Source organism: Paenibacillus sp. F024, assembly GCF_057814255.1.
This window is the reverse complement of record NZ_JBVASZ010000001.1, coordinates 428,325-448,874: the sequence shown is the minus strand read 5'-3', so window position 1 is coordinate 448,874 and position 20,550 is coordinate 428,325. Positions and strand designations below refer to the sequence as shown.

19 protein-coding genes and 1 other annotated feature are annotated in these 20,550 nt (G+C 50.4%); of the genes, 12 read left to right on the top strand and 7 right to left on the bottom strand.

Annotated features, from left to right (window positions below; translation table 11 throughout):
• Position 1: 1 nt before the first annotated feature.
• Both ACZYR9_RS02215 and ACZYR9_RS02210 read left to right on the top strand, forming a co-directional pair.
• The gene (locus ACZYR9_RS02215) at positions 2-706 is read left to right on the top strand and encodes a 5'-methylthioadenosine/adenosylhomocysteine nucleosidase (RefSeq protein WP_488976807.1); all 705 of its coding nucleotides are present in this window, start codon (positions 2-4) and stop codon (positions 704-706) included.
• Positions 707-752: 46 nt separating this feature from the next.
• Positions 753-2,138, top strand: a complete 1,386-nt coding sequence (locus tag ACZYR9_RS02210) for a glycine--tRNA ligase (RefSeq protein WP_488976806.1) — start codon at positions 753-755, stop codon at positions 2,136-2,138.
• A gap of 87 nt (positions 2,139-2,225) precedes the next feature.
• On the opposite strand, the gene ACZYR9_RS02205 is transcribed toward ACZYR9_RS02210, so the two are convergent.
• On the bottom strand, positions 2,226-3,407 hold the full coding sequence (locus ACZYR9_RS02205; RefSeq protein WP_488976805.1) for an acetoin utilization protein AcuC: 1,182 nt from the start codon (positions 3,405-3,407) through the stop codon (positions 2,226-2,228).
• Positions 3,408-3,424: 17 nt separating this feature from the next.
• Positions 3,425-4,057, bottom strand: coding sequence for a GNAT family N-acetyltransferase (locus ACZYR9_RS02200; protein WP_488976804.1), 633 nt, complete (start codon positions 4,055-4,057; stop codon positions 3,425-3,427).
• Between the two features lie 147 nt (positions 4,058-4,204).
• Between ACZYR9_RS02200 and acsA the strand changes: the two genes are divergently transcribed.
• Positions 4,205-5,929, top strand: a complete 1,725-nt coding sequence (gene acsA, locus ACZYR9_RS02195) for an acetate--CoA ligase (protein ID WP_488976803.1) — start codon at positions 4,205-4,207, stop codon at positions 5,927-5,929.
• A 69-nt stretch (positions 5,930-5,998) separates the two neighbouring features.
• Here acsA and ACZYR9_RS02190 read toward each other — a convergent pair whose 3' ends face one another.
• Positions 5,999-9,094: a transglycosylase domain-containing protein gene (locus ACZYR9_RS02190; protein ID WP_488976802.1), complete on the bottom strand. Its 3,096-nt coding sequence runs from the start codon at positions 9,092-9,094 to the stop codon at positions 5,999-6,001.
• Positions 9,095-9,293: 199 nt separating this feature from the next.
• Positions 9,294-9,591: a binding site (T-box leader), on the top strand.
• 49 nt (positions 9,592-9,640) lie between these two features.
• Here ACZYR9_RS02190 and tyrS point away from each other — a divergent pair.
• Entirely contained in the window at positions 9,641-10,897 is a 1,257-nt protein-coding gene (tyrS, locus tag ACZYR9_RS02185; RefSeq protein WP_488976801.1) for a tyrosine--tRNA ligase, read from the top strand.
• A 59-nt stretch (positions 10,898-10,956) separates the two neighbouring features.
• Here tyrS and rpsD read toward each other — a convergent pair whose 3' ends face one another.
• Positions 10,957-11,556, bottom strand: coding sequence for a 30S ribosomal protein S4 (gene rpsD / locus ACZYR9_RS02180; RefSeq protein WP_488976800.1), 600 nt, complete (start codon positions 11,554-11,556; stop codon positions 10,957-10,959).
• A 316-nt stretch (positions 11,557-11,872) separates the two neighbouring features.
• Between rpsD and ACZYR9_RS02175 the strand changes: the two genes are divergently transcribed.
• The 4 genes from ACZYR9_RS02175 (at position 11,873) to ACZYR9_RS02160 (ending at position 14,442) form a co-directional block, all read left to right on the top strand.
• Complete coding sequence (locus tag ACZYR9_RS02175; RefSeq protein WP_488976799.1) at positions 11,873-12,460, top strand: TVP38/TMEM64 family protein; 588 nt, start codon at positions 11,873-11,875, stop codon at positions 12,458-12,460.
• 24 nt (positions 12,461-12,484) lie between these two features.
• Positions 12,485-13,603, top strand: a complete 1,119-nt coding sequence (locus ACZYR9_RS02170) for an aminopeptidase (protein ID WP_488976798.1) — start codon at positions 12,485-12,487, stop codon at positions 13,601-13,603.
• A gap of 84 nt (positions 13,604-13,687) precedes the next feature.
• Positions 13,688-13,936, top strand: a complete 249-nt coding sequence (locus tag ACZYR9_RS02165) for an HPr family phosphocarrier protein (RefSeq protein WP_488976797.1) — start codon at positions 13,688-13,690, stop codon at positions 13,934-13,936.
• A 218-nt stretch (positions 13,937-14,154) separates the two neighbouring features.
• The gene (locus ACZYR9_RS02160; RefSeq protein WP_488977133.1) at positions 14,155-14,442 is read left to right on the top strand and encodes an Fpa/YlaN family protein; all 288 of its coding nucleotides are present in this window, start codon (positions 14,155-14,157) and stop codon (positions 14,440-14,442) included.
• 40 nt (positions 14,443-14,482) lie between these two features.
• Here ACZYR9_RS02160 and cax read toward each other — a convergent pair whose 3' ends face one another.
• Complete coding sequence (gene cax / locus ACZYR9_RS02155) at positions 14,483-15,535, bottom strand: calcium/proton exchanger (RefSeq protein WP_488977132.1); 1,053 nt, start codon at positions 15,533-15,535, stop codon at positions 14,483-14,485.
• An 87-nt stretch (positions 15,536-15,622) separates the two neighbouring features.
• Here cax and ACZYR9_RS02150 point away from each other — a divergent pair, with 87 nt between their 5' ends.
• Both ACZYR9_RS02150 and ACZYR9_RS02145 read left to right on the top strand, forming a co-directional pair.
• A complete protein-coding gene (locus ACZYR9_RS02150) occupies positions 15,623-16,408 on the top strand; it encodes an SDR family oxidoreductase (RefSeq protein WP_488976796.1) in 786 nt (261 codons plus the stop codon).
• A 106-nt stretch (positions 16,409-16,514) separates the two neighbouring features.
• Positions 16,515-16,904, top strand: coding sequence for an Asp23/Gls24 family envelope stress response protein (locus ACZYR9_RS02145; RefSeq protein WP_488976795.1), 390 nt, complete (start codon positions 16,515-16,517; stop codon positions 16,902-16,904).
• 17 nt (positions 16,905-16,921) lie between these two features.
• Here the strand turns inward: ACZYR9_RS02145 and ftsW are convergent, their stop codons facing one another.
• Both ftsW and ACZYR9_RS02135 read right to left on the bottom strand, forming a co-directional pair.
• The gene (gene ftsW, locus ACZYR9_RS02140; RefSeq protein ID WP_488976794.1) at positions 16,922-18,067 is read right to left on the bottom strand and encodes a putative lipid II flippase FtsW; all 1,146 of its coding nucleotides are present in this window, start codon (positions 18,065-18,067) and stop codon (positions 16,922-16,924) included.
• A 16-nt stretch (positions 18,068-18,083) separates the two neighbouring features.
• Positions 18,084-18,431: a YugN family protein gene (locus ACZYR9_RS02135; RefSeq protein ID WP_488976793.1), complete on the bottom strand. Its 348-nt coding sequence runs from the start codon at positions 18,429-18,431 to the stop codon at positions 18,084-18,086.
• A gap of 230 nt (positions 18,432-18,661) precedes the next feature.
• Here ACZYR9_RS02135 and ACZYR9_RS02130 point away from each other — a divergent pair, with 230 nt between their 5' ends.
• A complete protein-coding gene (locus tag ACZYR9_RS02130; RefSeq protein WP_488976792.1) occupies positions 18,662-19,840 on the top strand; it encodes a M20 metallopeptidase family protein in 1,179 nt (392 codons plus the stop codon).
• 147 nt (positions 19,841-19,987) lie between these two features.
• Positions 19,988-20,392 carry a CBS domain-containing protein gene (locus tag ACZYR9_RS02125; protein ID WP_488977131.1) on the top strand — a complete coding sequence of 135 codons (405 nt, stop codon included), beginning with the start codon at positions 19,988-19,990 and terminating at the stop codon, positions 20,390-20,392.
• Positions 20,393-20,550 lie beyond the last annotated feature (158 nt).

The following is a 20,550-nucleotide window of genomic DNA, read 5'->3' as shown; positions in this document are numbered from 1 at the left end:
GTTGGCCTATTCAAAAATTGGCGTCATCGGGGCAATGAAGGAAGAAATTGAGCTTTTCCACGATCATATGGATCAAGTACGCGAATCGGTAAAAGCGGGTGTGGTGTTCTACGAAGGACAGTTTCATGGCAGACCGATCGTGCTTTGCAAATCCGGTGTGGGTAAAGTGAATGCCGCCGTAACGACGCAAATCCTGATTGATACATACGGGGTAGACGCCATCGTGTTTACAGGCGTTGCCGGGGCGGTAGACCCTGAGCTCAATGTAGGGGATATCGTTGTTTCGACAGAATGCCTGCAGCACGATATGGACGTAACGGCTCTCGGGTTCCCTCGGGGAACGATACCTTATGAAGAGACATCGCTGTTTGTTGCTGACGAGCGATTGCGTAAACTCGCTGTAGAAGCAAGCGGCGAGTTATTCGGAGGCCGGGTAAAGGAAGGCCGGGTGCTTTCCGGAGACCAGTTTATTGCAAGCCGTGAAACGGTGGCACAGCTGTACTCGGAGCTTGGGGGGGCATGCACGGAGATGGAAGGCGCGGCTGTAGCTCAAGCTTGCTCCATGAACGGCGTTCCTTTTGTCATCATTCGCTCCATGTCTGATAAAGCGGATGGCTCGGCGCATGTGAATTTTGCGGAATTTACCGTTCAGGCTTCGGAGAATTCCTACCGTATCGTAGATCAAATACTTAAGCGGCTGCAATAAAAGACCGCAGCAGCGGCTTAATAGAGATAAGGAGAGTAGTTCTATCATGTCTTCTGTAACAATGGATCAAATTGTCGCTCTGGCAAAGCACAGAGGTTTTATTTTTCCGGGCTCCGAAATTTACGGAGGCCTCGCGAACACTTGGGATTACGGCCCGCTGGGAGTGGAGCTCAAAAACAACATCAAACGGGCATGGTGGAAAAAATTCATTCAGGAGTCGCCATATAACGTAGGCTTGGATGCGGCTATTTTGATGAATCCCCAGGCTTGGGTCGCTTCGGGTCACGTCGGCAATTTTAACGACCCGATGATCGACTGCAAAAAGTGCAAGGTACGTCACCGTGCAGACAAGCTGATTGAGAATGCGCTGTCGGAAAAAGGGATCGAAATGATCGTGGACGGTTTATCCTTTGCCGATATGGAAAAGCTGATTGCCGAGCATCACATCGTTTGCCCGGATTGCGGCGCTATGGATTATACGGAAATCCGCCAATTCAATCTGATGTTCAAAACGTTCCAGGGCGTGACGGAGTCGAGCTCTAATGTCGTGTATTTGCGTCCGGAGACCGCTCAGGGCATATTCGTCAACTTCAAGAATGTACAGCGGACGATGCGCAAGAAGCTTCCGTTCGGGATCGGCCAGATCGGCAAAAGCTTCCGAAATGAAATCACGCCGGGCAATTTTACATTCCGGACCCGTGAATTCGAACAGATGGAGCTGGAATTTTTCTGCAAGCCGGGTGAGGATCTTCAGTGGTTTGAGTATTGGCGTGCTTACTGCCGCGACTGGCTTCTGTCTTTGGGCATGTCGGAGAACAGCATTCGTCTGCGCGACCACTCCGAGGATGAACTGTCGCATTACAGCAACGGGACAACCGACATCGAATATAAATTCCCGTTCGGATGGGGCGAGCTTTGGGGTATCGCTGACCGCACCGACTATGATTTGAAGCAGCATATGGAGCATTCCGGCGAGGATTTCCATTATATCGAGCAAGAAACGAACGAGCGTTATATTCCTTACTGTATCGAGCCTTCACTCGGAGCGGACCGTGTAACGCTTGCCTTCCTGATCAACGCTTATGAGGAGCAAAAGCTTGAAGGGGATGACAGCCGTACGGTGCTGCATTTGCATCCGGCGTTGGCTCCTTACAAAGCGGCGATTTTCCCTCTTTCCAAGAAGCTTTCGGAAGGGGCTCATAAAGTATTTGCCGACCTGGCCAAGCATTTCCTGGTGGACTATGACGAAGCCGGATCGATCGGCAAGAGGTACCGCCGTCATGATGAGATCGGAACCCCTTATTGTATCACCTATGACTTTGATTCCGAGCAGGACGGTCAGGTGACGGTTCGCGATCGCGATACCATGGAGCAGACGCGGATGCCGATCAGCGAATTGAAAGCTTTCCTGGAATCGAAAATCGAATTTTAAAGCAAAGCCCGCTTGGACCTGTAATAACAGGTCGGCGGGCTTTTTCTTGATCGAAAGGCTGTGCTCTGATGCTTATATTCTGAGCATTTATTTGGGCAAATACATCATGGCAAGCTCTTTGATGTGTCTATTTTTTTTTGTGATTTCGTTACGGCGCGGCATCGGCTCCCAGGTATCAATAGGATCAAGCCAAGTCGTTGGAAGCGCTTCACTGCTGTAGGGCTGCCATTCCTTAAGCCATGATGGTGGCAGCGTCAGTCTCGGGTCTTTCTCGAGCTCCCCGATAATCGCGTGTTCGCTCATCTCAAGCCAAAGCAGGCTCCAGGCCCGTGGAACAACCCGCCAAATGTCATACCCGCCTCCGCCGAGCGCTACCCAACGGCCTCCGCAATGCTGATGTGCCAGCTGGTGAATGAAGCGCGGCATCGCCCGGTAAATTTCCATGCTGCAGTGCATGTGCGCTAACGGATCGAAGGCGTGTGCATCGCAGCCATGCTGCGTTACAATTAAATCAGGCTTGAACTGTTCTGCGACTTTGCCGAGCACTTCTTTGAAGCATTCCATCCAGGATTCATCTTCGGTGTAGGGTTCCAATGGCACATTAATAGCTGTTCCGAACCCGGAATCTTCTCCGCGTTCATTCACCGCACCGGTTCCCGGAAACAAATATTTTCCCGTTTCATGGATGGAAAAGGTGCATACGGTAGGGTCCGTATAGAAGCTCCACTGCACACCGTCACCGTGATGAACATCCGTATCAACATATAAGACGCGAAGTCCGTAAGCGCTTTTAGCATGGGCAATGGCAACCGCCGCATCGTTATAAACACAGAAGCCTGCGCCTTTGCTCGGCATGGCGTGATGCAGTCCTCCGCCTAGATGCAGCGCATGCTCCGCTTCCCCGTTCATGACAGCGTCCACAGCCCGAATCGAACCGCCGACCAGGCCTAAGGTAATGTCGTTCATATCGGGGAAGAAGGGGGTGTCCTCCGTATCGAGTCCGTATTTTTCAGCTTGCTGAAGCCATTTCGGTTCGGGCGCCGGATGACTAAGAGCGGTCACGGCTTCGACATACTCCTTGGAATGCACCTGATAAAGCTGTGTTTGTTCCGCTTTAACAGGGGATATGACGGATTCGGGGGGGAGAGCCCCCGCTTTTCGCAGCAGATCTACGGTCAGCATTAATCTTTTCTGATTAAACGGATGGGTATCATTGAAACGGTATGAAGTCTCATTCTCATCGTATATGAACAAAGCTTTCGCATTCATGACTTCTCGCGCCTCCATCAGTACATAAACCGCTGCCGGAAACGAACACGGTCGAATTTTTCGACAGAGGACAGCGGTACGTTTTTGCCGATGCGTACCATCAAGCAGTTTGCGGGATGGGAGCAAATCTCCGGGTCGTCGGTGGCATACCAGACCATGTCGACGCTTTTCATCAGCTTCTCCATCATATCGCGATACTGCCAGACGGTGAGCCCGGTGGTTTCCAAATCCCAATGCCAATAATATTCGGTAGTAAACGTGATGACATTCTCCAACTGCTCGCCTTCGAATGCCAGCCGGATCAGCTTTTTCCCCAGTCCGATACCGCGAAAATCGTTAGCTACCTCGATGGCTCCAAGCTCAATCAGATCATCCATCCCGCCTTCGGACCAGCGCTCCAGCTCATCCGGATAATGGAAGGTGACATAGCCTACGATTTGATCGGAAATTCGCGCCGCTATAATCCTTCCTTCAGGCAGTTCTGAAATTTCCACCAAAGCTGCCATCTGATCTGCCGGCCTGCGAAATGCGTCCAGATCCGGGTGCAGGAAGTATGTGCGCAGCCGTTCGGGAGGTATGGGGCCCTCTACAACCAGATCGGTGTTCTGATACGGGATAACCAGGGAATGAACGATTTTAATATGCTCCATTTGCGTAAATCGACTCCCTTCCAGAACTTTCACTATGTAGCATAACAAAAATTTGGTCGAATAAAAAGGGATATGGTATAATAACATTGAGCTCCATGAAAGCGTTTTAAATCAAATGAGGCAAGAGGGATCTGGGAGGTATGTGGAGTGGACCACGCAAATGTAGAAAGCATTGCACCCGTATCAACATCATCTAACATGAAAAATTATGAAGAAGAGCGTGCCGCATTCAACTGGGAAGCAATCGAAAAAACATTCACCTGGCGTGATACGGGGAAAGTCAACATGGCCCATGAGGCGATTGACCGCCATGCCGATTCGACTCGCAGAGACAAGGTCGCACTGTATTACAGCGATGACCGAAGAGACGAGAAATATACTTTCCTCGATATGAAGCTGCAGTCCAATCGCTTTGGAAACGTGCTTCGCAAGCTTGGAATCGGAAAAGGCGACCGTGTATTTATTTTCATGCCGCGTACGCCGGAGCTGTATTTCGCACTGCTGGGATCGATCAAAATCGGTGCCGTAGTCGGACCGCTTTTTGAAGCGTTCATGGAAACCGCTGTCAAGGATCGTTTGGAGGACAGTGAAGCCGTTGCCATCATCACGACGCCTGCGCTGCTCTCACGGGTTCCTGCAGCCGATCTTCCGCATTTGAAGCACATCATTTTAGTAGGGCAGGATATTACGCTTGCCGAAGGCCAAGTTGATTTTCATAAAGAAATGGCTTCCGCTTCAGAGGAGCTTGAGCTGGAATGGGTTGACCGCGAGGATGGACTTCTTATCCATTATACATCCGGTTCTACAGGCAAACCGAAAGGCGTATTTCATGTTCATAATGCGATGCTGCACCATTATTACACCGGTCGGGTCGTGCTTGATCTGCAGGAGCAGGATGTTTACTGGTGTACCGCCGATCCCGGTTGGGTTACAGGCACATCCTACGGTATTTTTGCGCCATGGCTTAACGGTGCAACCAATGTGATCCGTGGAGGAAGATTCAGTCCGCAGGACTGGTACAAGACGATAGAGAAATATAAAGTCACCGTATGGTACAGCGCACCGACGGCATTCCGCATGCTGATGGGAGCGGGGGATCTGGTTGTAAAGCAGTTTGATTTGTCCTCGCTTCGCCACGTGCTTAGCGTCGGGGAGCCTTTGAATCCTGAGGTCGTACGTTGGGGCCTGAAGGTATACGGCCAGCGAATCCATGATACGTGGTGGATGACCGAAACCGGCGGTCACTTGATCTGTAACTACCCGTGCATGACAATCCGTCCGGGTTCGATGGGCAAACCCGTGCCCGGGGTTGAAGCGGCGATTATCGACGATGCGGGGAACATACTGCCGCCATATCGTATGGGGAATCTGGCCGTGAAGACGCCTTGGCCGTCGATGATGCGTAAAATTTGGAAAAATCCAGCCAAATACGAGGAGTATTTCCGTATCCCGGGTTGGTATATCTCCGGAGACTCCGCATATATGGATGAGGATGGATATTTCTGGTTCCAAGGCCGGATTGACGATGTCATCAATACAGCTGGAGAGCGTGTGGGCCCGTTTGAAGTGGAAAGCAAGCTGATTGAGCATCCGGCGGTAGCCGAAGCGGGCGTTATAGGCAAGCCGGATCCGATGCGCGGAGAAATTATTAAAGCGTTCATTGCGCTGCGGGAAGGCTACACTCCATCTGAAGAGCTGAAGGCCGATATTGCACAATTCGTTAAGGTTGGGCTGTCCGCACACGCGGCTCCGCGTGAAATTGAATTCAAAGATAAGCTGCCGAAAACGCGCAGCGGTAAGATCATGCGCCGCGTGCTCAAAGCCTGGGAGCTTAATTTGCCAACAGGCGACCTCTCTACGATTGAAGACTAACAGAAAACCAAGCTGCACGAACAACCCCGGTCTGCGTTGACCGGGGTTGTTCGCTGTGCAGCAAAGTGTTTATTTTTTAAATTTTACAGGTGCGGAATGCTGCGATTCTCCTAAATCATTGGTTGCCGAGACCCGGTAATAGCCCTCATAAGAAACCGCATAATAGCGGAATTGCGTTGCACCGGTTACCGTACCGATTTTGGTATAGCTGCCATTTTCCTTGTCGCTGTGGTAAACCGTGTACTGCTTCACATGATCTTTGCCGGGATTGGCTTTCCACTGCATCTCAATCCCTCCGCCGCTGGACTTCACGCTTACACCTGATGGAGCGGAGGGAGCCTGGGCAGGCTGTTCCCCATGTCCGGAACCGGAGTCCGTTCCCGAACCGTTGGGCTGCCCTTGATTCTCTTCACTAGAAGGCGAGACAGGCTTTCCTAAAGATCCGTCCGTATAAGCCGATTGGCTCGGAGCGGATTCTTTGCCGGCTACATCTACGGCTGTGACGTAATATCCGTAAACGCCGCCACCGGATGCCGTGTCGGTAAACTTTGTTTCAGACCCTGCCATGACCACCTTGCCGTTGACCCTTTGGAACGTTTCGCCGTTTGAAGAACGATAGAGGCGATAACCGACGGTATCCGCGCTTCCGCTGGCCTGGAACGTAATGACGCTTGTCTCCCCTGAACGGGTGGATACCACGGTTGTAGGCGCTGCGGGAGGGTTCCCGTCATCTGTTCTGGGATCGGGCTTTGACGGCGCGTCCGTATCGTAGTCGGCCGGTCGATAGAAGCTCAAGCTTCTTTTCCGGTTTGCCGGGAGCTTGCCGATCACACTTTCAAGCTCTGCAAACAGCTCATTAAGCGGTTTTTCACGCCGGATCACGGTTTTCTCCTGGACGAAGTCGGCCGGGGTCTCGTTATGAGCAATATAATTGATTCCGTTATAGGTGATAATCGGGAGTGTTACGAGTACATTATCTTCTTCGGTCGGCAGGAATTTCTTGTTAAACAAATCCGTTACCTGTTTGCCTGCCTTTATGGTCGCTTCGCTTGGAAGCTTGCCTGACAAGCTGGATACGGTCATTTGTACAATATTTTCCGGACGAGCAAACGTCTTGGTAGGGAACAGCTCCGGACGCTTGTCGATCGCCATGTCCATTGTGGCGGCCCAAATGTTTTTGGCACGGTTCGTCCCGCCGGTCTGTTTGCTCAGCTTATGGATCGGAAGCTCATAACCGGCCCACACCCCTAACGTAATATCCGGAGTATACCCCATAAACCACGCATCGGCATCGTCCTGTGTAGAGCCTGTTTTCCCTACGATCGGTACTTTGCCGTAATGATTGAATTTCTTCATTAGATCGGTCGCCGTTCCCGAAGTGATCACCGTACGCATCATATCCGTCATAAGATAGGCCGTTTGTTCGGAAAAGACGTTTGAAGGATTTACCTGGTGCTCAAAGATGACCTTGCCATTGGAGTCCGTAATTTTTTGGATCATATACGCTTCGTTAAAAACTCCATAATTGCCGATGGTTGCATAAGCATTGGTTAATTCCTTGACGGTTACACCATATTTTAAACCGCCGATGACACCGGTTTGGGCAACATAATCGGCTTCCGTAATCGATTTAATCCCCATCTTAGCGGCAAATTCCCAGGCTTCCTTGATACCGACGACATCCAAAAACAGCTTGATCGCCGGAATGTTGTACGACTGATCCAAAGCTCTTCTGGCGGTAATCAGACCGTGGTATTTGTTATCCCAGTTTTCCGGGATATGATAGCCCCGGGTTCCGTCCCGGAGGATCACCGGAGAGTCATCGATGACCGATGCGGGCTGAAGGCCTTTTTCCATTGCAGGCAAGTAGGCGGCGATCGGCTTCATCGTGGATCCAGGCTGACGGTAGGCCTGAGTAGCGTGATTCAACTGCTCTTTAAAGAAATCTCTGCCCTCCATCATTCCAAGAATCGCACCGGTCTTGCTTTCCATCATAACGGCTCCGATTTGCTCCATTCCTTTGACCTTATCATCCGGCGAGAAATTTTTCGGATTCTGGGCAATGTCACGCATCGAGTCGTAAATATCCTTATCGATCGTCGTGTAGATATGGTATCCGCCGCGGCTTAGCTGCGTTTGGATGTTTTTGAGTTCTTCATTATAATCATCTGGCTTTACTTTTTGATCCAGATCAGGGTGTTCCGCTTTCATCAGCGCTTTTGCAGCTTCTTTTTCCACTTCGATCATCAAATAAGGATAGGTAGAGTATGCTTTCTTTACCCTTGGGGCTAGAGAGCCCTGCAAATCGAACGCAAGCGCCTCTTGATACTGCCGGTCGTTGATTTTGCCTTCCTCCAGCATGCGGCGAAGCACCAGATGCTGGCGCTGTACCGCGCGTTTGAAGGCAGCTCCGTCAAACACCCCGCTGCTGTTGAAGGTGGAATAGTTGCTCGGCTGCTGGGGAAGACCGGCCAGAAAAGCGGCCTGGGCAACATTTAGCCTGCTTAAATCCTCAATATTAAAAATCCCTTTCGCAGCCGCTTTAATGCCATAAACATTGTAGCCTGAAGAACCGTTGCCGTAAGGAATTTTGTTCAAATAAGCGAGAAGAATTTCGTCCTTGGACATGACGCGTTCCATCCGCATCGCAAGCAGAATCTCCTTCGCCTTCCGGCTGTCGGCTTTGTCCAACGACAGGTAGACGCGTCTGGCCAGCTGCTGGGTAATGGTGCTGCCCCCGGTTTGAACGTCCTGATTCAACACTTTTTGGACGACGGCACGTATCGTGCCTTTTACGTCAACGCCATTGTGCTCATAAAAATGGTTATCCTCAATGGCGAATACCGCATCGATCACCAGCTGGGGAATTTCGTTTAAGTTGGCCAGCTGTCGGTCTTCCTCGGTACGGATCTGGCCGATCACCGTATTATCGCGGAAGTAGACGAATCCGGTTTGTGCGTCGTCCTGCATTTGGGTAATCATGGATTCCTTACTGCGGACGGGATCGTCCTTGACTAAAGCGGATACGTATCCGAACGCCGCCCCACCTCCGATAAATCCGGCTATAATTCCAACGATAAACACCCATTTGAGTGAAAGCAGCGTATATTTTCCGATGGACTGCAGGACTTCTTTATAGTTTTGAGGCTTCTGTTCCTTCTCCATAACTGCGGTTTCCTCCTGATTTGGAAAACATTACTTAAACATTATAGCATATAGAGTCAAGCCGGGTAGGGACAGTAAGACTCTTTAGGATGACGGATTCATGACGTTTAGCTTATACTCAGTTAATCAAATAGGCTGGTGTGAAGCGTTTGACACCGATCGCAATCGTGTGGTATAACTAGGTTTAATTGCATCAGATCCAAATGCGTAGAAGGACACCAGTAGGATAAGGAGACAAGCTTTCAGAGAGCCGGTGGAGGGTGGAAACCGGTACTTGACCTTAAACCGAATTACCGTCCGGAGCAGCGGAAGGGAACGCTCGATATCCGATATACGGGGTCAGCCGGTAGCTTCCGATCGGGCAACGCCCGTTATCCCGCTGAAGTGAAAGCCGAGATTGGCTGTGCCTTGTCAGCTGCGAATTGATGCACTACAGGGTTTCGTCTTTTGGGCTTTAATTAGGGTGGTACCGCGAGATCGACCTTCTCGTCCCTTGAGGATGAGAAGGTTTTTTGTATTTTTCATCATTTGGGAGGAATAAAGTAAATGACAAAATGGGAGAAATTAACTTCCGAGCAGCGGGAAGAAGTGAATCGCCAGCTGGAAACGATTCGGCGCGGCGTCATTGAGATCGTACCGGAGGATGAATTAAAGCAAAAAGTCATCGATTCTGTTGCTTCGGGAAAGCCGCTTAAGGTAAAGCTCGGACTGGATCCGTCCGCTCCGGACATTCACGTTGGGCATACGGTTGTGCTGCATAAGCTTCGCCAATTTCAAGAGCTTGGGCATCAGGTCCAGCTTATTATCGGCGACTTTACGGGCCGTATCGGAGATCCTACAGGTAAATCGGAAACACGCAAGCAGTTGACAGAAGAGGACGTGAAGCACAACGCTTTGACGTACCAGAAGCAAATCTACAAAATTCTCGATCCGCAAAAAACGCAGCTGTTTTATAACTCCGAATGGCTCGGACCGCTCACGTTTGCTGATGTTGTTCAGCTGTCGGCCAAAGTAACGGTAGCGCGGATGCTTGAGAGGGACGATTTCTCCAAGCGCTATGCCGGAGGTTTGCCGATTCATATTCACGAGTTCTTCTATCCGCTCATGCAGGGCTATGATTCGGTTGCACTGAAAAGCGATATCGAGCTTGGCGGAACCGATCAGAAATTCAATTTGCTGATGGGCCGCACGCTGCAGAAGGAATACGGCGTTCCGACCCAGGTGGCCATCATGAACCCGCTTCTTGAAGGCCTTGACGGGGTACAGAAGATGAGCAAGAGCCTTGGCAATTATATCGGCATCGATGAAGAACCGAACGAAATTTACGGGAAAGCGATGTCTGTTCCGGATGAGCTGATGCTCAAATATTATGAGTTGGCCACGGATATCTCAAATGAAGAGCTGCTGCAGCTGCGTGACGGGATTACGCAGGGGACTGTACATCCGCGTGACGCCAAAATGCGTCTGGCTCATACGTTCGTCCGGATGTATCATGGGGAGCAGGCGGCAAATGAGGCTCAACAGCATTTTGTAACCGTATTTCAGCAGCGTGCGCTGCCGGATGATATCGAAGAGGTGCTGCTTTCTTCCGATGCGCTTGAAGATGGGAAAATCCGTATCGCCAAGCTGCTGGTCACATTAGGGCTGCAAAGCTCCAACAGCGAAGCGAGAAGGAGCGTACAGCAGGGCGCAGTGAAGGTGAATGAACAGAAGATCGTTGACCCCAACGAGGAACTGACGCCTGAGGGCGGCGAAATCGTACAGGTAGGAAAGCGTAAATTCGCCAGAATCAAGCTCGGTTAAAACCAAAAAACCTTGGTTCTTCGGGAAGAAGAACCAAGGTTTTTTTCGTATGGTTAAGATTAACGGCTGTAGAACTCGACGATTTGCTTTTCATCGATCTCTTGAGCAAGCTCGGAACGCTCAGGGAGGCGAACATATTTGCCTTCCACTGCAGCTTCGTTATACTCAAGGTAAGCCGGCAGATAGTTGCGGTTAGCCAAAGCTTCTTTAACGGCGGACAGGTTGCGGCTTCTTTCACGAAGGCCGATCACGTCGCCAGGAGTTACGAGGTAAGAAGCGATATCTACTTTTTTGCCGTTCACAGTTACGTGACCGTGAGCAACGAGCTGACGAGCGCCTGCGCGGGAGTTGGACAGACCCAGACGATAAACCAGGTTGTCTAAACGGCTTTCGAGCAAGAACATGAAGTTCTCACCGGAGATCCCTTGCATTTTCGTAGCTTTGTCAAACAGGTTGCGGAATTGCTTCTCGTTCAAACCGTACATGTGACGCAGCTTTTGTTTCTCCTGCAGCTGCAAGCCGTAACCGGACATTTTCTTGCGTTGTCCAGGGCCGTGCTGACCTGGAGGGAAAGGACGTTTCAATTCTTTGCCGGTACCGCTCAAGGAGATGCCGAGACGGCGGCTTAACTTAAATTTAGGACCAGTGTAACGTGACATGGATTAGAGAGCTCCTTTGTAAATAAAATAAAATAGGTTGATTCTTATAACGGGTGAAGCGTGTGCCCGACTTTGTTTCCATGCCCATGTGGCATCCGAAGGGAAAAGACCCAGCCGCGGTCCCGTCGGCAACAAAATCTAACAGAGGGTGACACAAGCTTCCACGATAAGCATGCTCGGGAAAATCCCTTGTGACATGCTTATTCTCGACAACTAATTTTATAGGATAAAACAGGGCTGTGTCAAGTCACAATCCCTTCGAGATTCCCTTCTTTTTTTGATACAATAGGGAAAGCTGTTAGTGGGAGGTTAGAGCATGGGTCACTGGAATGTCGAGCATATGTCGGAAGTTCTGAATTCGTTTGGTTTCGTCGGTCATCTCGCGGGAGCGCTGCTCGTTGTATTGCAGACAATTTTTCCGTTTGTTCCATTTGTTATTGTAGCCGGGGTGAATGTGCTGCTGTTCGGGTTATGGGGCGGGATGGCCGTGAATTATTTGTGCGCCTGTCTCGGCGCGATCGTCGCTTTCTATGCCGCCAGACATTATGGACGCACCTGGGTTCAAAAAAAGCTGGAGAAAATCAAAAATATCGATAAGTTCAACAAACAGCTGAAACGGCGCGGCATGCTGTTTATTGCCTTCAGCCGGCTGATACCGGTGCTCCCTTCCTTCGCTATTAATTACGGCGCCGCGGTGATGGAGGTCAAGGGGCGGGACTTCATTGTAGGGACTCTTATCGGCAAGGCGCCGATGATCATGCTCGAATCGATGATCGGGCATGATCTTCTGCATTTTACCCGATATAAGGGAAGGCTGCTGATCCTGCTCGCCGTGTTCGTTGTTATGCTTGGAATCGGCAACCGTTTCAAAAATAAGTGGGCAAAAAACGGGAGCGGCATGTAAGCTCGTGGAAAAGGAGAGAGGTTTATGCGGGATCCGCGATTGCAGCAGTTAGCTCATAATATCGTAAACTACTCCCTGGATGTTCAAGCGGGAGAAAAGGTGCTGATCGAAATGGTCGGTTCCGAGCGGGAAATCGTGAAGTGTTTGGTGGAGGAGGTCCATGCCAGAGGGGGATATCCGTATGTGGAGCTGGTAGATAACGCCATTCGTGGGGCTGTACTCCGTTCGGCCACGGAAGAACAGATGGAGCATTGGGCCAATATGGATCTACAGCGTATGAAGGATATGAATTGCTATGTCGCCATTCGGTCGGGTGATAATGTAAATGAGCTTTCCGATGTGCCGGACGCGAAGATGAGGCTGTACAATCAAATTTATCGCAAAAAGGTTCACTTGGAGCAGCGGGTGAAACGGACGCGTTGGGTGGTGCTGCGCTATCCGAACGCTTCCATGGCTCAATTGGCCGGCATGAGCACCGAAAATTTTGAGCATTTTTATTTTGACGTTTGCAATTTGGATTATTCCCGAATGGCCGATGCGATGGAGCCGCTGCAGCAGCTGATGAATAATACCGATCGTGTCCGCATTGTAGGACCGGGCGCTACGGATATTTCTTTCTCGATTCGAGGAATCGGTTCGGTCAAATGCTGCGGCCGCCGCAACATACCGGATGGGGAGCTGTATACGGCTCCGGTACGGGATTCGGTAAACGGTGTCATAGCCTATAATACACCTTCCGTTTACTCCGGTGTCACGTTCGAGAATATGATGTTCCGATTCGAACACGGGAAAATCGTAGAGGCTTCGGCGAATGATACCGGACGTCTTCTGGAAGTGCTGGATACGGACGAAGGCGCAAGGTATATCGGAGAATTCAGCCTGGGCTTTAACCCTTATATTTTACACCCGATGAAAGATACGCTGTTCGACGAGAAAATCGACGGCAGCCTTCATTTCACGCCGGGGCAGGCCTACGAGCAGGCGGATAACGGGAACCGTTCCTCCGTTCACTGGGATTTGGTGCTGATTCAACGGCCTGAGTACGGGGGAGGAGAAGTCTATTTTGACGACCGTTTGATCCGCAAAGACGGACGGTTTGTCATTCCGGAACTGATGGGCTTAAACCCCGATCAATTAAAATAACGGGGCTTAAAAATGTAGTTGCATGATATTCTCTTCCCATGTATTATAGGCTACAACAACGTATTATTACTTGGAGGGATTGTAATGCCTAACGCAAACAATGCGGCAATCGTGGAGATTTCCCAAACCGCCAATAAATTCAGATCCTCGATCGTTTTGCAGTATGATAATAAGTATATCGATGTAAAAAGCATTCTGGGCTTGTTCACCACCTTACTGACAACCGGCAATTATGACCTTCACGTCCATGGTCCCGATGCGGAAGAAGCAAAGAAGGCCATGGCTGAGGTGTTTGAAAAGCACGGTCTGAAGATCAACAGCATTCAGGACTAAGAATAGAAGCGGTACGAAACGAAGGGAGGCATTTTCGCACGGCGAAAATGCCTTTTCTTCGTCTATGACTTGTGTATTCCGGCATTTTCGACTAAAATTGAATTATTGGAGCGTGGATGCTAACATTCACGTCATTTCGGGAGAACCGGGAGGGCGAAACGAATTTGGAGACGATCAGCCGAGTTTCGCTTCATGGCGTATTACAGGGGGGAAGCTTCATGTCATCGGATGTGCTGCTCAGCTTGTCGCAGAGAGCGCTGAATCTGCTTCAGGAGGATGCGGACAAGATTGAGAAGCTGATAGAAGTGCAAATGGAGAATTTGACTACACGCAAATGTCCTCTCTATGAAGAGGTGTTAGATACGCAAATTTACGGGCTGTCCAGAGAAATCGACTTCGCTATTCGGGCGGAGCTCATCAACGAAGCGGCCGGTAAGCATATTCTGGTGAAGCTCGAACGCAACTTGGCCGAGCTCTACGAAGCCATGAACCAAAATAAAGAGTAACCTTCGTCTGAAGGTTGCTCTTTATTTTGGTTTAAGACCTTTACACCAAGTAGAAAGCAATGCCGAGAATAAGATAAACAACCAGAAGCAGAATACCTTCATACCAAGTGGTGGTGCCGTCTCTGGAGATCGATGAGGCGATGAACGCAGCTACGCCGATCGCCAATAGCTCATAGGCGGTAAACACGATATTCATGGGGCTGCCGAACCACAGTGACACAAGGACAAGCACGGGCGCGACGAAGAGCGAGATTTGCAGACTGCTGCCGATCGCAATTTCTACCGCAGCGCCCATTTTATTTTTGCGTGCCATGATGATCGCCGCGCTGTGCTCCGCCGCGTTGCCTACAATAGCGATCAGAAAGGCCCCGACGAACAGCTCGGACAGACCGTATTGATGGCTGAAGGGCTCAAGCGTGCTCACCAGCCACTCACTCTCGAAAGCCACCATCGTTGTGGCCAGCAGCAGAAACAAGACGGAAGTTCTTTTGGACCATAGCGCTTCTCCATGCTCCAAAGCTTCGTCAGACAGCTCGTTCTTATGTGTGATCATGGAAAAGAACAACCACAGCAAATAGGCAACGATCAAAATAACGGAGACGATGATGCTTAAGGTTTGCGTTTCTGTTGTCGTCAGGCTTCGGGTGAATGCGGCAGGAATGAACAATGCAATGACCGCCAGCAGCATCAGCGAAGCGTTGTGCCCGGCAAGCTTGACATTAAAATGCTGTTCCTTGTATTTCAAACCGCCGATCAGCACACTAAGTCCAAGCACGAGAAGCATATTCCCGATGATCGATCCGGTGATGCTCGCTTTTACGATATTGAATAATCCATCCTTCACCAGAAATATGGCGATGATCAGCTCCGCCGCATTACCAAAAGTGGCGTTGAGGAATCCGCCCAGCCGGTCTCCTGCGTACTGCGCCACGCTTTCGGTCGCTTTGCCGAGAAATCCGGCGACAAATACGATCGCGCCGGCCGAAATCAAAAACTGCAGCGTGGCGTTGAAGCTAGGAGCTCCAACATAATGCGCCGCAGCGCTAAGTGCGAAGCTCAAAATTAGACAAATGGCAAAAACGCGGCGTTTCATCATTATCACCCCATGTGGTAAAGTATACCTGAATGGAACAAAACCTATTCTTCAATATCCCATCATAGGCAAAAGGAGAGTATTCGAATGGATTTGCGACTGAAAGGGAAAAAAGCGGTTGTTACCGCTTCCAGTAAAGGATTGGGACGGGCGGTAGCCGAACAGCTGGCGGCGGAAGGTGCCAGCTTGCTGCTGTGCAGCAGGGATGAACAGGCCGTGTGTGATGTCGCTGCACTGCTTGGGCAGAAATATGGAGTAGAAGTTGCCGGTATGGGTGTCGATTTGAGCAGTCCTGAACAAATTTCCTGGCTTGTACAGCAAGCTCAGGATCGGTTTGGTCAGGTGGATGCGCTGGTATGCAACGCAGGAGGCCCTCCGAGCGGCACTTTCTTGTCGCTGGATGAAGAGGCTTGGCTTCATGCCATTCAGCTCAATCTGATGAGCGTCGTTCGTTTGATGAAAGGATTTCATCCATTAATGAAGGAACAGGGGGGACGGATTGTAACGATTGCGTCATCCTCTGTAAAGATACCGATTCCCGGACTGGTGCTATCCAACACTCTGCGAACAGGAATCATCGGTTTAATGAAGACGCTCTCTATCGAATGGGGTCCGGACGGCATCCTCTTAAATACCGTGTGTCCGGGACGCATTATGACCGACCGGCTTATCGAGCTGGATACCGTCAATGCTTCACGGCAGGGGAAAACGGTGGATGAAATTCAGGAAAGCATGACCAAGGACATTCCGCTGGGACGTTACGGTGAGCCGGAGGAGCTTGCCTCAATGGCTGCCTACTTATTATCGCCGCGCAACAGCTACATGACCGGCTCTGTCTTCTATGTAGACGGCGGCATGGTCAAAGCGATATAAAATGGACTTGAGGTTCAATGGAGTCCAAGCAATCTGATACGGTACAGTTGCTTTCCATGTTGGAAGTTATTACAATAGAGCTATAACCCTTGAAGGAGTGATCCTCTTGAGCGAAGACATTCAAACAGGTCTTATCCGTATTTCAGATGACGTTGTGGCTACGATTGCAGGATTAGCCGCACTCGAAACTCCGGGGATCGCCGCCATGTCGGGAGGCATTTCGGAAGGATTGGCCAAACGCTTGAGCGGAAAGAACGTGCAAAAGGGCGTATCTGTTGAAGTGGGTCAAGTGGAAGCGGCAATCGATTTGAGAGTGATTGTCAACTATGGAAGCCGGATTCAGGAAGTATGCCGTGATTTGCAAGAAAACGTCCGGGAAGCGGTAGAAAATATGACGGGTTTATCCGTTGTTGAGGTCAATGTGAAGGTAGAAGGGGTAGCCTTCCGTGAGGAAGAGACGGTTACCGTGGAAGATCCCCAGAATCGAGTCAAATAACAAAAGAGAGCCTGGTTTCAGGCTCTCTTTTTCGTTGTTTCACGGTCTTTTTCGGGTTTGTTATGCTCTCTGGAGATGCTTAGCAAAATGCCGAGGCTCATCAAGGTCATCAGCATGGATGTACCGCCATAGCTGATGAGCGGAAGCGTTACCCCCGTCATCGGAATCGTATTGGTTACTCCCCCGATATTGATAAACGCCTGAATTCCGATCAGTCCGACGATCCCCACGCCCACCAAGGTGCCGAAGGTTTCCTTGCAGCGAAGAGCAACGATAAGTCCTCTGAGCAAAAAAGCCAAGTAAACGAGCAGGAAAATCGAAGTTCCGATAAATCCAAGCTCTTCTCCGATAATGGAAAAAATAAAATCGTTGTGCGCTTCAGGCAAATAATGAAGCTTCTGTATGCTTTGTCCAAAGCCGGCTCCTGTCAGGCCCCCGTGACCGAACGCATAAAGCGATTGAATGAGCTGATGCCCAGTGTCCAGCGGATCCGACCAGGGATCAAGAAAAGCGGTGAAGCGGGCGATACGGTAGCTGTCGCCTCCGGTTTTAATAAAATAAAGCGCGATGACGATGGATAATAATCCGGCAGCGCCCCCGCCAAGATAAAAAATATGCTTTAGATTGGCTCCGCCCACGATGATGACCAGCAAGGCAGACAGAACAAGAATCATCGTTGAGCCTAGATCCGGCTGAAGCATAATCAGCCCAGATATGAAGCCAACGACGACGAGGGGAGGAGCCAGTCCTCGTTTGAAGTCACGGATCCGATCCCCTTTTTTGCTGATAATGGCGGCTAAATACAAAATGACCGCCAATTTGGCAAATTCAGTCGGCTGAAGCCCGAAACTGCCGATATAAATCCAGCTTTGTGCGCCGTTTGTTTCCGGAGCTATGATCGGCACCAACAGCAGCAGGAAAACGGTAATGGCCAAAAACGGGACAACCCACTTTTGGAACTTGCGGTAGTCTACGTTCATGCAAAAGAACATGGCAACCGTTCCCATACCGATGGCGAATGCCTGTCGAATGGCCAAGTACCATGGCTCGCTTGACCTGTATGCCATCCCGGCGCTAAATACGAATGCCAATCCGAAACACACGAGCGAAAACGTCAAGAACAGCAGCAGAAAATCGGGCGTTCCTCGTCTCGGTGGAGTCATAAGCTTGATTCCCCTGTTATTGGGTCAGCTTTACTTTCAACTCCGCCAATTTTCCGTTGACCGCTTTCATGATGGCGTCAGGAATAGGAGATTGATAGTCCAAGCCATGCGGGAAAGTAGCTTTTCCGATATAGACTTCTTCGACATAAAGAATGGCATAAGGGGATTCCAGCTTGCCGGATTCAACCCGGGTATTGATGCGCAGGAAATAATCGCTTTGCGTAGCTTTATCTTCAAGCTTTAGATCGTATGTAGCGCGGTTATACTCCCACTGCCAGCGCACGAAACCGAGCTGCTCCATAGACTCGTCCAAATGTGCGAGGTCGCTTTTTAATCCTTTTAATCCATTGTTTTCAATAATCACTGCAAGCCCTCCTAAATATGTACAACTCAGCTAATTATCCTTTATTCATGATAGTATGTTTCCCTTACTTGTGCAAGCCTAATGCATATGCCCCCTAAAGCGAGGCTGTAAAGTTTGAATTTCTTGTGACACATGGATGAAACCGCTCTTTGGATTTGATAAAATAGGATTGAATCGAATGGATCGCTGCAACGATGATAACGATGCAAAGGGCGAAGGGGGTACTATAGATGACGATATTCAAAACGCTGGAAACGATAGTTCCCGAAATGATCGCTTGGCGCAGATATTTGCACCGGCATCCGGAGCTGTCGTTTCAAGAATCGGAAACCGCTGCCTACATCGCAAAGCTGCTTCAGGAATGGGGGCTTGAGGTGCGAACAGGAGTGGGCGGACACGGTGTCACAGCCAGATTGCAAGGCGGGGAAGCCGGGCCGACCATTGCGCTCAGGGCGGATATTGATGCCCTTCCCATACATGACGAGAAGGCTTGCGAATACGCCTCAAGCGTACCAGGTGTGATGCATGCTTGCGGTCATGATGCCCATACGGCGACCTTGCTCGGTGCAGCCAAAACGTTGAGTCAACATAGAGAACAGCTGCGCGGAAACATCGTCTTTTTGTTTCAGCCCGCAGAGGAGGTTACTCCGGGCGGGGCGCTCGGCATGATCGAGGACGGGGCGCTTCAAGGCGTGGACGTTATCTATGGCGTTCACTTATGGACACCGTTCGAGGTAGGCGCTGCGTATTGCAAGGCAGGTCCCATGATGGCGGCGGCCGATGAATTTACCATTGAGATCAAAGGCAAAGGCGGCCACGGAGGTCTGCCCCACGAAACGGTGGACAGCGTCTTTGTGGCTTCTCAGCTGGTCGTCAATTTGCAATCCATTGTCAGCCGGAATACGGATCCGACCGAGCCGTGCGTTGTCTCCGTCGGATCGATACATAGCGGAACCAATTTTAACGTCATTGCTGAAACCGCCGTATTAAAGGGAACGGTGCGTACGTTTAACGCTTCTTTACGAATGGATGTGAAGGCAAGGCTGGAAAATATCGTTCGCCAAACCTGCTTCATGCAGGGCGCCGATTATACAATAGACTATAAGCTTGGTTATCCTCCTGTCGTGAATCACGCGGAAGAAGAGGAGCGGTTTTATCGGGCGGCGAAGGCGGCTTTGGGAGAGGCGGGAGCGAAGACGGCGCCGCTGATTATGGCGGGCGAAGATTATGCCTATTATCTGGAGCAGGTGCCGGGATGCTTCATGTTTGTCGGAGCGGGCAATCGGGAGCGCGGCGTCGTTTACCCGCATCATCATCCCAGGTTCGATATTGATGAAACGGCAATGACGAACGCCGCAAAGCTGTTTATAGCCATGGTGGAGGATTATATGTCGGAGCATTCCCGGTAAGTGGCAGTCCAGTGGCGAATGGGAAGCGGGGAAAAGGGAAAATCTAATGCTGCAGCAGCTTGGGAATGCCCCGGCAGGGCAAACGTTTAGGCTGCCAGTTCCTTTCAGGAGGGATTTCCCTTGAATTCGAGAACACTTCGCGAGATCATGACAACCGACTGCTCTACAGTAACATTAAAGGATAACGTGTATGAGGCTGCGGTAAAGATGAAACAGGAAGATACGGGCTTTATTCCTGTCGTTGACGGAAAAAAGCTGATCGGCGTTCTGACCGACCGGGACATCGTTATCCGCGGACTGGCCGAGAAAAGGGAGGGCTCTGCCGCCATTAAAGAAGTGATGAGCAACACTGTCGTATCCGTAACTCCGGAAACGACAGTGGATGAAGCGGCCAAGATCATGGCGAATGAACAGATTCGCCGACTGCCTGTTGTCGAGAATGGGAACCTGGTCGGAATCGTATCGATCGGCGACCTTGCTGTCCGCAGCCATTATGAAGACGAAGCAGGCGAAGCATTGAGCCACATTTCCGAGCAGCAAGCCCTACATTGATTTTTTTTCGTTCTTCCGAGGTATTCAATCGGAAGAACGTTTTTTATTTACACCTGTGTACGGAGCTGAAGAAGAGGAAGCATCCCTTCAGCTCCGTTTTTTTGCATTATTTTCTTCCACTTGTTTTTTCGGGTGTCTTTTTTCACTTTGGGTTTACA

Excerpts from the sequence above, each read along its gene's own strand:
- ACZYR9_RS02170 (WP_488976798.1), top strand. The coding sequence starts at position 12,485 with ATGCGGGATCCGCGATTGCAGCAGTTAGCTCATAATATCGTAAACTAC.
- ACZYR9_RS02205 (WP_488976805.1), bottom strand. The coding sequence starts at position 3,407 with ATGAATGCGAAAGCTTTGTTCATATACGATGAGAATGAGACTTCATAC.
- ACZYR9_RS02150 (WP_488976796.1), top strand. The coding sequence starts at position 15,623 with ATGGATTTGCGACTGAAAGGGAAAAAAGCGGTTGTTACCGCTTCCAGT.
- ACZYR9_RS02165 (WP_488976797.1), top strand. The coding sequence starts at position 13,688 with ATGCCTAACGCAAACAATGCGGCAATCGTGGAGATTTCCCAAACCGCC.
- rpsD (WP_488976800.1), bottom strand. The coding sequence starts at position 11,556 with ATGTCACGTTACACTGGTCCTAAATTTAAGTTAAGCCGCCGTCTCGGC.
- cax (WP_488977132.1), bottom strand. The coding sequence starts at position 15,535 with ATGAAACGCCGCGTTTTTGCCATTTGTCTAATTTTGAGCTTCGCACTT.
- ACZYR9_RS02200 (WP_488976804.1), bottom strand. The coding sequence starts at position 4,057 with ATGGAGCATATTAAAATCGTTCATTCCCTGGTTATCCCGTATCAGAAC.
- ACZYR9_RS02210 (WP_488976806.1), top strand. The coding sequence starts at position 753 with ATGTCTTCTGTAACAATGGATCAAATTGTCGCTCTGGCAAAGCACAGA.
- ACZYR9_RS02125 (WP_488977131.1), top strand. The coding sequence starts at position 19,988 with ATGACAACCGACTGCTCTACAGTAACATTAAAGGATAACGTGTATGAG.
- ACZYR9_RS02160 (WP_488977133.1), top strand. The coding sequence starts at position 14,155 with ATGTCATCGGATGTGCTGCTCAGCTTGTCGCAGAGAGCGCTGAATCTG.
- ACZYR9_RS02190 (WP_488976802.1), bottom strand. The coding sequence starts at position 9,094 with ATGGAGAAGGAACAGAAGCCTCAAAACTATAAAGAAGTCCTGCAGTCC.
- ftsW (WP_488976794.1), bottom strand. The coding sequence starts at position 18,067 with ATGACTCCACCGAGACGAGGAACGCCCGATTTTCTGCTGCTGTTCTTG.
- tyrS (WP_488976801.1), top strand. The coding sequence starts at position 9,641 with ATGACAAAATGGGAGAAATTAACTTCCGAGCAGCGGGAAGAAGTGAAT.
- ACZYR9_RS02175 (WP_488976799.1), top strand. The coding sequence starts at position 11,873 with ATGGGTCACTGGAATGTCGAGCATATGTCGGAAGTTCTGAATTCGTTT.
- ACZYR9_RS02130 (WP_488976792.1), top strand. The coding sequence starts at position 18,662 with ATGACGATATTCAAAACGCTGGAAACGATAGTTCCCGAAATGATCGCT.